This is a genomic window from Mannheimia sp. E30BD (assembly GCF_041807785.1).
Classification (GTDB): Bacteria; Pseudomonadota; Gammaproteobacteria; order Enterobacterales; family Pasteurellaceae; genus Mannheimia.
Window position 1 is genome coordinate 130,449 of record NZ_JBGTYX010000003.1, and the last position, 12,044, is coordinate 142,492.

15 protein-coding genes, 4 tRNA genes and 1 pseudogene are annotated in these 12,044 nt (G+C 38.4%); 13 read left to right on the top strand and 7 right to left on the bottom strand.

The genetic code is table 11. The annotated features are described in order from the left end of the window. Positions 1-22 precede the first annotated feature (22 nt). From ACERCG_RS03160 to rmuC, 7 genes and pseudogenes are all read right to left on the bottom strand, one after another. Positions 23-454, bottom strand: a pseudogene (locus ACERCG_RS03160) (DNA adenine methylase); the annotation flags it as partial. Next, positions 415-582, bottom strand: coding sequence for a DNA adenine methylase (locus ACERCG_RS03165; RefSeq protein ID WP_373610627.1), 168 nt, complete (start codon positions 580-582; stop codon positions 415-417). The gene ACERCG_RS03165 and the pseudogene ACERCG_RS03160, both read right to left, overlap by 40 nt. 65 nt (positions 583-647) lie before the next feature. Beyond that, the gene (locus ACERCG_RS03170; RefSeq protein ID WP_373610628.1) at positions 648-923 is read right to left on the bottom strand and encodes a hypothetical protein; all 276 of its coding nucleotides are present in this window, start codon (positions 921-923) and stop codon (positions 648-650) included. A 113-nt stretch (positions 924-1,036) separates the two neighbouring features. Then, positions 1,037-1,570, bottom strand: coding sequence for a hypothetical protein (locus tag ACERCG_RS03175; RefSeq protein WP_373610629.1), 534 nt, complete (start codon positions 1,568-1,570; stop codon positions 1,037-1,039). 78 nt (positions 1,571-1,648) lie between these two features. Next, positions 1,649-2,731, bottom strand: a complete 1,083-nt coding sequence (gene prfA, locus ACERCG_RS03180; RefSeq protein WP_373610630.1) for a peptide chain release factor 1 — start codon at positions 2,729-2,731, stop codon at positions 1,649-1,651. A gap of 101 nt (positions 2,732-2,832) precedes the next feature. Further along, positions 2,833-3,417, bottom strand: a complete 585-nt coding sequence (locus ACERCG_RS03185) for an anthranilate synthase component II (protein WP_373610631.1) — start codon at positions 3,415-3,417, stop codon at positions 2,833-2,835. 104 nt (positions 3,418-3,521) lie between these two features. Beyond that, a complete protein-coding gene (rmuC, locus tag ACERCG_RS03190; RefSeq protein WP_373610633.1) occupies positions 3,522-5,141 on the bottom strand; it encodes a DNA recombination protein RmuC in 1,620 nt (539 codons plus the stop codon). An 85-nt stretch (positions 5,142-5,226) separates the two neighbouring features. Here rmuC and ACERCG_RS03195 point away from each other — a divergent pair, with 85 nt between their 5' ends. From ACERCG_RS03195 to purN, 13 genes are all read left to right on the top strand, one after another. Continuing rightward, positions 5,227-6,201 carry an aminodeoxychorismate synthase component I gene (locus tag ACERCG_RS03195; protein WP_373610634.1) on the top strand — a complete coding sequence of 325 codons (975 nt, stop codon included), beginning with the start codon at positions 5,227-5,229 and terminating at the stop codon, positions 6,199-6,201. Next, entirely contained in the window at positions 6,179-6,799 is a 621-nt protein-coding gene (locus tag ACERCG_RS03200; protein WP_373610635.1) for an aminotransferase class IV family protein, read from the top strand. Before ACERCG_RS03195 ends, ACERCG_RS03200 begins: the two co-directional genes overlap by 23 nt. Positions 6,800-6,890: 91 nt before the next feature. Next, positions 6,891-8,000, top strand: a complete 1,110-nt coding sequence (gene recA / locus ACERCG_RS03205; RefSeq protein ID WP_373610636.1) for a recombinase RecA — start codon at positions 6,891-6,893, stop codon at positions 7,998-8,000. A 54-nt stretch (positions 8,001-8,054) separates the two neighbouring features. Next, positions 8,055-8,534, top strand: coding sequence for a recombination regulator RecX (gene recX, locus ACERCG_RS03210; RefSeq protein ID WP_373610637.1), 480 nt, complete (start codon positions 8,055-8,057; stop codon positions 8,532-8,534). Beyond that, positions 8,527-8,838, top strand: coding sequence for a N(4)-acetylcytidine aminohydrolase (yqfB, locus tag ACERCG_RS03215; protein ID WP_373610638.1), 312 nt, complete (start codon positions 8,527-8,529; stop codon positions 8,836-8,838). Before recX ends, yqfB begins: the two co-directional genes overlap by 8 nt. A gap of 9 nt (positions 8,839-8,847) precedes the next feature. Next, positions 8,848-9,384, top strand: coding sequence for a topoisomerase DNA-binding C4 zinc finger domain-containing protein (locus ACERCG_RS03220; protein ID WP_373610640.1), 537 nt, complete (start codon positions 8,848-8,850; stop codon positions 9,382-9,384). Beyond that, positions 9,377-9,931 (top strand): Sua5/YciO/YrdC/YwlC family protein, encoded by a 555-nt coding sequence (locus tag ACERCG_RS03225; protein ID WP_373610641.1) that lies wholly within the window; start codon positions 9,377-9,379, stop codon positions 9,929-9,931. Before ACERCG_RS03220 ends, ACERCG_RS03225 begins: the two co-directional genes overlap by 8 nt. Before the next feature lie 3 nt (positions 9,932-9,934). Beyond that, positions 9,935-10,759, top strand: coding sequence for a shikimate dehydrogenase (gene aroE, locus ACERCG_RS03230; protein ID WP_373610642.1), 825 nt, complete (start codon positions 9,935-9,937; stop codon positions 10,757-10,759). A gap of 164 nt (positions 10,760-10,923) precedes the next feature. After that, a tRNA-Met gene (locus ACERCG_RS03235) sits at positions 10,924-11,000 on the top strand. 2 nt (positions 11,001-11,002) lie between these two features. Continuing rightward, positions 11,003-11,087: transfer RNA gene (locus ACERCG_RS03240), tRNA-Leu, on the top strand. Between the two features lie 25 nt (positions 11,088-11,112). Continuing rightward, positions 11,113-11,187: transfer RNA gene (locus tag ACERCG_RS03245), tRNA-Gln, on the top strand. Positions 11,188-11,242: 55 nt separating this feature from the next. Then, positions 11,243-11,317: transfer RNA gene (locus ACERCG_RS03250), tRNA-Gln, on the top strand. Between the two features lie 88 nt (positions 11,318-11,405). Continuing rightward, positions 11,406-12,044, top strand: coding sequence for a phosphoribosylglycinamide formyltransferase (gene purN / locus ACERCG_RS03255; protein ID WP_373610643.1), 639 nt, complete (start codon positions 11,406-11,408; stop codon positions 12,042-12,044).

Consider the following 12,044-nt stretch of genomic DNA (forward strand, 5'->3'; position numbering starts at 1 on the left):
AGCTAATAAAGATATGCTTAAACTCTGCATTTTTAATTAAATCTTCAAAAACAGTTTTTACAATTCCTTTTTGACAGTAGCTTGATTTTTTATATTCTCTTAACCCTGTTTTACCTTTAGGAACAAAATCGTCATATAAAGCAATTGTATTTAAAAGATGATAGTTTGAACCATATTGTCTAGCGTTGTAAGGAGGATCTAGATAAAGAATATCTCCATAAATTTTTGTAATGAGAGAGTTACTATCTTGGTGGTAAACTTCTGTTTCTGCTTTTCCATTTTCACTATATTCTTGAAAAATAAAATCTCTTTCTGAATAAGAGATATTTTCTTCTAAAAAATTAAATAGGGAAAAATAATCAAAAAAACTATTATTACTAATATAGTTTTTAGATAAAACATAACTATAATACTCTAAATCATTAACAATGATTTTTTTACTTGGTCTTTTAATGCACGAGAAATAATTCCCGTTCCTGCAAAAAGTTCAGCAAAAACTTTATCATCTAAACAGCCTACTGTTTCTTTTATTGTAGAGATAACAAAACTAGATAATTTATTTTTTGACCCTATATAATTCATTAGCTATCATCATTGGTTAATAAAATTACAAATGCCTCAGTTTGATATGCCGTTTCATCTCTAGACTAATAAGAAGAATTAATTTGCTGCACAAAAGTATCAAATTGACCTTGTGAGAAAGGCCATTCTATTTTTCCAAAACCAAGTTGTTTCCATTTTTGTAAAAGAATAGCTACATTATTTTCTCCGGTTAAGCCTTTCTTATATTTATCTGTCTGTTTAAATAATTGTCGGATAATTTGATATGCCTTCTGATAATCCCAATGCTCAACAATTAGATTATATGCTTCTTTAGCATTTTTAACTTTTGTTTGGATACCTAATAAAGCTAAAAAAGCCATTGCATTTTTCTGGTTACCAAAAATCTTTTTTAACTAATTCTTGGCTAATCATTCCCTGAATATCAATAGAGTTCATAAATTATCCTTCAAGTTTATTCTAATAAGCCAAAAAATTATAAAATCCTTACACAATTCCCCGAACGGACGGCTTCAGCAACTTTCTGTTCAATGCTAAATGCTTTGGTGGTAAAGTTACTTACGGCAAGGTTTACATTAGTTTTACCTGATTTTTTGGTTTGTTGGTTTAGGGCATCGAAATATTGTTGTTCTAAACTTTGTAATTCTTGGTTTGCTTGCAGATTAGCCTGTACTTCATCAGCGTGAGCTCGAGAAACTTTGCTCTGAGTAAAGCTATAAGTTAAGGTGTTATCTGCAAATTTCCAACTGCCTGAACGCTCTAGGGCATAATTAAAAATTGGCTTTTCAGCAGGGAGTGTAACATTACCCAGATAGTTCGCTTTACCATCTTTGCCTAACTTCACTTTGTTTGTGGTTGCCGCAACGCCATTCATTGCACATTCCCATTCGCCGACAAAATGCTCGGTGGTTGGCGTAATCACTTCATTTTTTACTATTGGGCTTGAGTTGATAAAGCTGTTACAAGCAGCCAGTAGAGTAGTAGTTGTGATTAATAATAGTTTTTTCATATTGATATTCCTTTCATTGCTTCTCTTTCAAGCGGTTAGAATTTGCAAAAAATCTGCAATATCTCACCGCTTGTAAAATTAATTTTGTTCAGACAACGCCGCTAACTGATCCGCTTGATATTCAGTAATAATCGGCTGGATTAATTCATCAATTTTACCGTTCATTACTTCATCTAAGCGGTAAACCGTTAAGTTGATACGGTGGTCAGTTACACGCCCTTGTGGGTAGTTGTAGGTACGGATTTTATCCGAACGATCGCCCGAGCCCAATAAGTTACGGCGAGTGTCTGCCTGCTCTGCGGCTTGGCGTTCTTGCTCAACTTGCACGATACGAGAAGCAAGTACTGCTAAGGCTTTCGCTTTGTTTTTGTGTTGTGAACGCTCGTCTTGGCACTCTACCACAATCCCTGTTGGAATATGGGTAATACGCACCGCAGAGTCTGTAGTATTAACGTGCTGACCGCCTGCACCTGATGAACGGTAAGTATCAATTCGCAAATCAGATGGATTGATTTCTGGCATTTCGCTTTCTGGTAACTCTGGCATTACCGCAACGGTACAGGCAGAGGTGTGAATACGCCCTTGTGATTCGGTTTTCGGCACACGTTGCACGCGGTGTCCGCCTGATTCAAATTTCAGTTGCCCGTAAACGCCTTCGCCGCTGATTTTCACGATAATCTCTTTATATCCGCCTTGCTCACTTTCGTTAGCAGACATTTCCTCAATTCTCCAGCGTTTACTTTCGCAATAACGGCTGTACATACGGTATAAATCGCCTGCGAAAATACCTGCTTCATCGCCACCTGTTCCTGCACGGATTTCAAGGAAAGCGTTATATTCATCGTTCGGATCTTTTGGCAACAATAGAATTTGTAAATGCTGCTCAAGGTTTTCAATTTCCGCTTTGTTTTCGGCAATTTCCTCTGCTGCCATATCCTTCATATCAGGATCATCTAACAGTAATTGAGCTTCCTCAATATCGTTGTTTAATTTTTTCCAACAGTTAAAGGTGCCAACCACTTCTTCTAATTGGGAATATTCTTTTGAATAGGCACGGAATTTTTCTTGGTCGGAAATCACAGACGCATCGCCAAGTAATGCTTGGAGTTCTTCGTGGCGTTCGCTCAAGCTTTCTAATTTATTGATAATAGAATCTTTCATTGAAAATATCTCTTAATATTTGTGTAGGGGCGAAACATTTTTCACCCTTACTGATTAGATTTTAAAAGGAAATAAACTAGCGGATTATAGCCGATTTTCCGTTAAAAATCTTGCTCAATCGTAAGCCAATTTTTCAGCATCTCTTTTCCGTATTCGGTGATAAAAGATTCAGGGTGGAACTGCACCCCAAAAATCGGCAAACTTTGGTGTTTGAACGCCATCAGCACATTTTGCTCACACACAGCAGTGGCTACAAGTGGTGTATTTTCCAACGAATTTTGCAAAATTCCCCACGAGTGATACAGCCCCACTTTCAACTGTTGCGGTAAACCGTCAAACATTGGATTTGGCTTAATTTGCGTTAGCATACGTTGCTGACCGTGCCGAACATTCTCTAAATTGTATAACGTGCCACCAAAAAACTCGCAAATCGTTTGATGCCCTAAACAAATCCCTAAAATAGATTTGCTTTGATAATAACGCTCTAACATCGCAAAAGTTTGTGGATACGCGCTCGGCACATCAGGGCCGGGCGAGATGAGAATATGCGTGAAGTTTTCCACTTCGTCTAGGTTTAATTCTTCCACTAATACGACCTTTGCAGGCACATTGAGCTTACGGAGTAAATCCACCAAGTTGAAAGTGAAAGAGTCGTGGTTGTCAATGATTAATAGCTTTTTTTGCATTTTTGTGTAGGGGCGGGTCCTGTGCCCGCCCGATATTTCAGATGATATTCTTGGGTGGGCACAGGACCCGCCCCTACAATTTTAGGTAAATAACGAGATTTGACCTACTCTTCTAACAATTCCTTCGATACCATTTCCAATTTAATCGTATCCACTTCGTTTTCAATCAGCTCTACTTGTGGCACAAGTTGGCTTGCCTTGCTAGAAAGATGTTGGAATCGTTCCACTTTTCCGAGCAAGCCTTGTCGTCCAACAAGAGAAGTAACTGCTTGATTATATTGATTATTTGCCGTATTGAGCGTATTACCTAATTTTGCCAAGCGATCCGCCACAGCACAAACTTGGTTATAAATTTCGCCTGCTTTCTCGCTGATTTCACGAGCCTCAGAATTGCCTCGTTCAATTCGCCACAAATTCGCTACGGTGCGTAAAATTGGCATTAGCGTGGTGTGCGAAACCAAAATCACATTGCGTTCATAGCCAAAGTTAAACAACTGCGGATCGTGCTTCATCGCTTCAATATAAGCAGGCTCAATCGGTACAAACATCAGCACAAAATCAGGGCTTTTGATACCAAGCAAAGCACTGTAATTTTTCTTCGATAAACCCTCGATATGGGAACGGAGCGAACGGCAATGTTCGTCCAACGCCTGTGAAATTGCAAAATTTTCCTCAGATCTGACCGCTTGATCGTAGGCTACTAACGACACTTTGCTGTCAATAATCAGGTGTTTTTGATCGGGCAAATGCACCACAAAATCAGGGGCAAAACGTCTACCTTCTTCATCACGGAAACTTTCTTGGGCTTGATAATGCTCGCCTGCTAACAAACCCGCTGACTGCAATGCGGTTTCAAGCTGAACCTCGCCCCAGTTACCCGCCACTTTGTTATTGCCTTTCAACGCATTCGTGAGGTTTTGAGCCTCTTCCGACATTGAAACACCAATTTGTAGCACACGCTTAATTTCGGCTTCTAAATTCGCAGAACCTTTAAGGGATTCGCTATGTACCTCATTCACTCGTTTTTGAAAGCCCTCAATTTGCTCTTTAAAAGGCTTAAGCAGAGCTTCAAGCGAGCTTTGATTGGTTTCACTAAATCGCTTACTTTTTTCATCTAAAATCTGTTGAGCGAGGTGTTGAAATTCCACATTAAGCTGTTGTTTTACTTCCACAAAATTACGTTGCTGCTGCTCAAAATTCGCCTGTTTTTCCGAAAGCGTGGTGCGTAGCTCGGTCAGCTCATTTTGCACTTCATTTAAGCGACTAAAAAGCGATTGATTTTCTCGCTCTTTTTGCGAAAGCGAACTCTGGCTAAATTGCAGCTGTTCTTCCAAACTCTCGGCTTTAGCGTGCGAAGAACCCACCCTTTCTTTCAGCTCATTGATATAGCGTTCTAGCTCGTTTTCCTGCTGTTCGGCAAGCTCAATTTTTTGTTGAAAACGTTGTAGCTGAGCATCTCGTTCACTCAAGCGTTCGCTTACGGCTTCATATTTCGTTTGTTGTTGCACCGCCCATTGCTCAAGTTGATTTTTCTCTTGGCTAAGATTCTCATATTTTTCGCTGATTTGGTGAAAATCTGCCGTGATTTTGTTGAGATCTTGGCTTAACTCATAAGCATCTCGCTGATAACGTGATTGCAGAAAAAACAAATAAATGCCAATCAGCACACAAACGGCAAGGGCAACATAGAGCCAAATTTCATCAATATTAAGTGAGGCGTTCATCGGTAAAACCTTTTTCAAAAAATGCTTTTCAAAACTATTACTTTGCATTATAACAGAGCTTTCCAATATTAAGCATTTCAGTTTTATGCAAGATTTTATAGACAAAGCCAATCAATATGGGCGAGCCAAACGTCCTTTTTTCTTTTTAATTGATTTTGAGCAGGAAAAGCCGCTTATTTTTCCGCTCGAAGAGGCTCATACAAGCGGTCTTTTTTTTGAGTTTTTTTGCAAATCGAATGCAAAAAGAACCTTTGAAAAAGTGGCTAAATCTTTTGAATTTTCAGCAAATCCAATTACTTTTGCTGAATATCAAGCTGGTTTTGAATTAGTGAAGAAAGAAATTCAAGCCGGTAATAGCTATTTGCTGAATTTAAGCTATCCAACAGCCATTGAAACCAATTATTCATTAGCGGAGATTTTTGCAAGTAGTAAGGCAAAATATAAATGTTATCTGCAAGATCAATTTGTCTGCTTTTCGCCCGAATGCTTTGTGCGAATTGAGCAGAACCGCATTTTTTCTTACCCGATGAAAGGAACGATTAATGCGAGCGAAGAAAATGCTGAGCAGAAATTAATGGCTTCTGAAAAAGAGTTTACCGAACATAATACTATTGTAGATTTGATCCGAAACGATCTCGCCTTAGTGGCTAAAAATATCGAAGTAACAAAATATCGCTATGTGGAAAAAGTCCAAACCCATCGTGGAGCAATTTTGCAAACAAGTTCTGAGATCTGCGGCGAACTGGCTGAAAATTGGCAGGAAAATATCGGATCTATTTTAGCCACTTTATTACCTGCTGGTTCTATTAGCGGTGCTCCTAAAGAGAAAACGGTTTCTATTATTCAGCAGGCAGAACAAGGAAAGCGTGGTTATTACACAGGGATTTTTGGCTATTTTGATGGCGAAAGTGTAGAAAGTGCGGTGGCAATTCGCTACATAGCCCAAACCCTGAGCGGACTTGTGTTCCACAGCGGCGGAGGAATTACCTCACAAAGCGTGTTAGAAGATGAATATAACGAAATTTTAGAGAAAGTCTATGTACCAATTTCCACTCTTTGAAACCATTTCAGTGATTGGTGGCAAGGTGAAGAATTTGCCTTATCATCAACAACGTTTTGAACAGGCGGTGCGAGAATATTTTGGTTGTGAGCCAACTTTCACATTAGCACAAATTTTAGTTGTACCAGAGCCTTATCAACAAGGCAAAGTACGCTGCCGAGTGGATTATAATGCGACTGAATGTGAGATAAAATTTTTCCCTTATTCGCCAAAACAAGTCGAGCGTTTTCGTTGTGTGGAAGTGGAAAATTGGGATTATCACTTAAAATTTAGCGACCGCAAGCGGTTCGATTTACTCAATATTTTGCAAAATGAAGAAGTGATAATTATCAATAATGGAAATTTTAGTGATTGCTCTATTGGTAACTTGCTTTTTCTAAAAGGGGGTGTTTGGTACAGTCCGCAAGATTATCTACTAAAAGGCACACAATTAACTCAATTATTAGATCAAGGAAAAGTCCATTTAACTAAAATCACTCAAGCTGATTTAGGGCAATATGAAAAAATAATGTTGATTAATGCTCTTAATCCCTTTGATGAAGCAAGGGCATTATCTTGCTCACAAATTTATTTTTGTGAGCTGGATCGAAAAGTTTAAAAAAACACTTGCAACTGGATAAGCATATACTATAATAATATACAGTTATTTTTACGCAGTAAGCGTGTATCAAATTGATAAAGGATAAAATATGGCTGAGAAGAAAAGTCAAAAAAGCACACCTGTAAAGCAGGTTGATCCCGCACAAAAAGAGAAAGCACTAGAAGCTGCTCTCGCTCAAATTGAGAAACAGTTCGGTAAAGGCTCAATTATGAAATTGGGTACTACACAAACGCTAGATATTGAGGCGGTTTCAACAGGTTCTTTAGGGTTAGACTCTGCATTAGGTATTGGTGGCTTACCAATGGGGCGTATTGTTGAGATTTATGGTCCGGAATCTTCAGGTAAAACTACTTTGACTTTATCTGTTGTGGCTCAAGCACAAAAAACAGGTAAAACTTGTGCTTTTATTGATGCGGAACACGCACTAGACCCAATTTACGCACGCAAATTGGGAGTAAATACAGATGATTTATTAATTTCTCAGCCGGATAACGGTGAACAAGCATTAGAAATTTGTGATGCCCTAGTGCGTTCCGGTGCGGTTGATGTCATTATTGTGGACTCTGTGGCGGCTCTTACACCAAAAGCCGAAATTGAAGGCGATATGGGTGATTCCCATATGGGTTTACAAGCTCGATTAATGTCTCAGGCATTGCGTAAATTAACCGCAAATATCAAAGCAACAAACTGCTTAGTCATCTTCATTAACCAAATCCGTATGAAGATTGGTGTAATGTTTGGTAACCCTGAAACCACTACGGGCGGTAATGCATTAAAATTCTATGCTTCTGTGCGTTTAGATATTCGTCGCTCTGGCGTAGTGAAAGACGGCGACCAAGTTATCGGCAGTGAAACCAAAGTGAAAGTAGTTAAAAACAAAGTTGCACCGCCATTCCGTGAAGTTAATTTTGATATTATGTACGGAGAAGGTATTGCTCATACCAATGAATTACTTATTCTTGCCGAAGCAAATGGCTTTATTAAGAAAGCAGGAGCTTGGTTCTCTTATGAAGGCGAGAAAATTGGTCAGGGTAAAAACAATGCAATTAAATGGTTAAAAGAACACCCTGAAATTGCGGAGAAAATCGAGAAAGATGTAAGAGATTTGCTCATCGCTAACCCAAATTTAGTTTCTACTAAAAATTCTAAAAGTTCAAATGATGACAACAGCGAAGAATTTAATGAAGAAGAACTATAACTAATTCAATTTATGCGATTTTCGCTCAATGTGAAAATCGCATTTTTTATATTTATGACAACTATTTCGACAACCAAAACAAATAAATACACAGCGGTTAATTATCTGCTATATTTACTCTCAAAAAGGGATTACAGTGAGCAAGAACTTCGCCAAAAACTCAAACAAAAAGAGTACGATCCTGATGAAATAGATGAGGCGATAGAAAAAGCTCAAGCCAATAACTGGCAAAGTGATAAACGATTTTGTACCACTTTTATTCGCTACCGTTCAATGCAAGGCATAGGCCCTCGCCGATTAAAGCAAGAATTAAAACTCAAAGGAGTTAAAGATTGGCTAATTAACCAAGAGCTTGAAAATGCAGAGATAGCTTGGTTTGAATTAGCCGAGCAAATTTTTGAGAAAAAAAGACCGCTTGAATGGGACATTAAAGCCAAACAAAAAATGTGGCGGTTTATGGTCAGTCGTGGTTTTTACAACGATCATTTTAGTCATTTAATGGATTTAGATTATAGCAGTGATGAGTATGAATAGAGAAAAAATAACCTTTTTTAGCCGATTTGAAGCAGATATTGTAAGTGGTAAAAAAACCATTACTATTCGAGATAAATCAGAATCTTACTTTCAACCAAACCAAGAATTAGCGGTTTTTACCAACGAAACAGACCGCTTTTTTGCTAACATCAAAGTGCTTTCTGTAACGCCAATTCAATATGATGAATTGAGCGAGCAGCATGCTCAACAAGAGAATATGAGCTTAACGGAATTGAAAGAAGTTATTCGAGAGATTTATTCGAATAACGACTCCTTTTTTGTCATTCATTTTAAACTGATTTAATGTAATGCTATGGCACTTTTTAAATCCACCAAACAAGTTGAATTATGCCCACAATGCCATTCTCCCTTGCAACTTAAACAAGGCAAGAAAGGTTTGTTTTTGGGCTGTTCCGCTTACCCTGAGTGTGATTACATCAAGCCATTACATCAAGAAAATCATATTATTAAAGAATTAGAAGAATGCTGCCCTGAATGTGGGCATCATCTCCAATTAAAACAAGGCAGCTATGGCATTTTTATTGGTTGCAGTAATTATCCTGAATGCCATTTCATTGTTCACGAAGAAGCGGAAGTGGAAGAAGAATTTGATTGCCCCGAATGCAAACAACATAAACTGGTTGCTAGAAAAGGGCGTTCAGGCAAAACATTTTATGGTTGTACAGGCTTCCCGGATTGTAAATTTACCCTAGCAACTAGACCGATTAAGCAACAATGTGAAAAATGTGGCTGTGAACTTGCTACTATCAAAAAAGCGAAAGGCAAAGAATATAGGATATGTGCTAACAAAAGCTGCCAACATAAAACAGAAGTAACACTAAATGAATAATTTTTTAGACATCGTTAATCAATTAAAACAAGAAGAAGTAGTCGCTTACCCAACCGAAGCGGTTTTTGGCTTAGGTTGCAATCCACAAAGTGAAAAAGCAGTCAGGAAATTACTCGCCTTAAAACAACGCCCAGAAGAGAAAGGTTTAATTTTACTGGCTTCTGATTTAAAGTATCTACAGCCTTATATTGATGAAAGCCGAATGACAGAGCAGGCTTGGCAGCAACTCAACCAAATTGGTGAGCAAGCTATTACTTGGATCGTCCCCGTAAAAAAGAGCGTGCCGAGTTACCTCACAGGTAAATTTGATTCTATTGCCGTACGTTTATGTAATGTACCTTCAGTCGCTGAACTCTGCAAGGCAACAGGCTTTGCTCTCACATCAACCAGTGCCAATTTAACAGACAAGCCACCGTGCCGAAATGCACAAGAAGTACAAGCTCAATTTGGGGAAGATTTCCCTGTATTAAATGCAGAAACACTAGGTAGAGAAAATCCCTCTGAAATTCGAGATATTTTCAGCCAACAGATTTTTAGACAAGGATAGAAAATGAACCAATACGCTGTTTGGGGTAATCCAATTAAACAAAGTAAATCGCCTCGCATTCATCAACTTTTTGGCTTGCAGACTCAACGAGAGATTGAATATATCGCAAAACTAGGCGATGAGATTACCTTTGAGCAACAATTAGCTGAGTTTTTCAACTCAGGGGCAAAGGGGGGGAATATTACCGCTCCTTTTAAAGAACGAGCATTTGCGATTGCTGATGAATATAGCGAAAGTTGCTTATTAGCAGAGGCTTGTAACACTTTAAAACGATTAGATGATGGTCGTTTATATGCTGATAATACAGATGGCAAAGGCTTAGCGGCTGATTTAGAAAGGCTTGGTTGGTTGAAAACAGGGCAGAAAACCTTAATTTTAGGTGCAGGTGGGGCAACTAAAGGGGTATTACTTCCGTTGCTTCAGGCTGGGCTAGATATCACGATTTATAACCGCACTGCAGATAAAGCGGTCATTTTAGCGGAAAAATTCGCAAAATTTGGCAAAATTCAGACTGCTTGTTTAGAAGAAATTGCTGAACGTCAGTTCGATTTAATTATCAATGCTACATCGTTGGGTTTACAAGGTAAATACTTGGAATTGCCACCATCGTTAATAGCTTCAACCAAAATTTACGATATGCAGTATGCCATTAATATGCAAACGCCATTTATCAATTATGCGAGAAGCTGTGGTTCTACCGAATATCAAGACGGGTTAGGAATGTTAGTTGGGCAAGCCGCTTTTGCTTTTGCTTTATGGGAAGATAAATTCCCTGATATTGAAGCTGTTCTTGCACAATTAAAACAAGAAATGCAATCCGCCACATAGAGAAACTAACTATTATTTCATAAACAAAAAACGGTAGATTTCCGCCAAAATGTCGAATGTCTATACAATCAAACTAAAAAAACAGATTTTTTTAAAAAAGTATTTGACGGAAAGCCTTAAAATCAGCATAATGCACTCCGTTAACCGATATGGTGAACGCAAATGGCTACATAGCTCAGCTGGTTAGAGCACAACACTCATAATGTTGGGGTCGCAAGTTCGAATCTCGCTGTAGCCACCATTGCGGGACTGGCGAAATTGGTAGACGCACCAGATTTAGGTTCTGGCGCCGCGAGGTGTGTGGGTTCAAGTCCCTCGTCCCGCACCATTTATCGATTAACAAAAATTAGTGTTGGGGTATCGCCAAGCGGTAAGGCACCGGGTTTTGATCTCGGCATCCCTAGGTTCGAATCCTAGTACCCCAGCCATCTAATTTCAAATCATCAAATCTACTTAAGCTAACGTAAGTTAGTTTTTTTCTTTTGGGGTATCGCCAAGCGGTAAGGCACCGGGTTTTGATCTCGGCATTCCTAGGTTCGAATCCTAGTACCCCAGCCATATTTTCCTCTTATATTTTAATTTCTGTACTACATAGTTAATTCAGGGCATAATATAAGTCATTATGAATTATCAGTAAGTAATCAAAATGAAAAAATTTGTTGTGTTAATTTCAGGAAGTGGTTCTAATCTCCAAGCAATAATTAATAGCCAAAAATCAGTTAATGCAAGCGGCCAAATTTGTGGTGTAATTAGCAATAAGGCTGATGCGTATGGTTTAGTTCGAGCTAAAAAAGAAGGCATTCCAACTTTTGTGTTTTCTCGTAAAGATTATGACAGTAATTTAGCTATGGATTTAGCTATTGCAGAGAAAATAGAGCAATTAGGGGCTGAATTAATCGTACTTGCTGGCTATATGAAGATTTTAACACCTGAGTTTACTCAACGCTTTGAGGGAAAAATTTTAAATATTCACCCTTCATTATTACCAAAATATCCGGGATTAAATACTTACCAAAGAGCGATAGAAGCAGGAGAGTCTGAGCACGGAACAACAATTCATTTTGTAAATGAAGAAGTTGATGCAGGGGCTATTGTACTACAAGCAAAAGTACCTATTTACCCTAATGATGAAGTTGAAGATATTATGGCTCGTGTTGTTGAACAAGAACATCAATATTATCCACTTGTTGTTGAGTGGTTCTGTTCAGGGCGTTTGGTTGCTAAAAATGGAAAAGCGTATTTAGATGGAAAAGAATTAGGTAATATAGGCTATGCGGAGGAGTAA

Bases quoted from the DNA above. Each gene is read 5' to 3' on its own strand.
- ACERCG_RS03175 (WP_373610629.1), bottom strand. From the start codon at position 1,570: ATGAAAAAACTATTATTAATCACAACTACTACTCTACTGGCTGCTTGT.
- ACERCG_RS03220 (WP_373610640.1), top strand. From the start codon at position 8,848: ATGGCACTTTTTAAATCCACCAAACAAGTTGAATTATGCCCACAATGC.
- ACERCG_RS03170 (WP_373610628.1), bottom strand. From the start codon at position 923: ATGGCTTTTTTAGCTTTATTAGGTATCCAAACAAAAGTTAAAAATGCT.
- aroE (WP_373610642.1), top strand. From the start codon at position 9,935: ATGAACCAATACGCTGTTTGGGGTAATCCAATTAAACAAAGTAAATCG.
- recA (WP_373610636.1), top strand. From the start codon at position 6,891: ATGGCTGAGAAGAAAAGTCAAAAAAGCACACCTGTAAAGCAGGTTGAT.
- prfA (WP_373610630.1), bottom strand. From the start codon at position 2,731: ATGAAAGATTCTATTATCAATAAATTAGAAAGCTTGAGCGAACGCCAC.
- ACERCG_RS03165 (WP_373610627.1), bottom strand. From the start codon at position 582: ATGAATTATATAGGGTCAAAAAATAAATTATCTAGTTTTGTTATCTCT.
- purN (WP_373610643.1), top strand. From the start codon at position 11,406: ATGAAAAAATTTGTTGTGTTAATTTCAGGAAGTGGTTCTAATCTCCAA.
- ACERCG_RS03225 (WP_373610641.1), top strand. From the start codon at position 9,377: ATGAATAATTTTTTAGACATCGTTAATCAATTAAAACAAGAAGAAGTA.
- ACERCG_RS03195 (WP_373610634.1), top strand. From the start codon at position 5,227: ATGCAAGATTTTATAGACAAAGCCAATCAATATGGGCGAGCCAAACGT.
- ACERCG_RS03200 (WP_373610635.1), top strand. From the start codon at position 6,179: ATGTACCAATTTCCACTCTTTGAAACCATTTCAGTGATTGGTGGCAAG.
- yqfB (WP_373610638.1), top strand. From the start codon at position 8,527: ATGAATAGAGAAAAAATAACCTTTTTTAGCCGATTTGAAGCAGATATT.
- rmuC (WP_373610633.1), bottom strand. From the start codon at position 5,141: ATGAACGCCTCACTTAATATTGATGAAATTTGGCTCTATGTTGCCCTT.
- recX (WP_373610637.1), top strand. From the start codon at position 8,055: ATGACAACTATTTCGACAACCAAAACAAATAAATACACAGCGGTTAAT.
- ACERCG_RS03185 (WP_373610631.1), bottom strand. From the start codon at position 3,417: ATGCAAAAAAAGCTATTAATCATTGACAACCACGACTCTTTCACTTTC.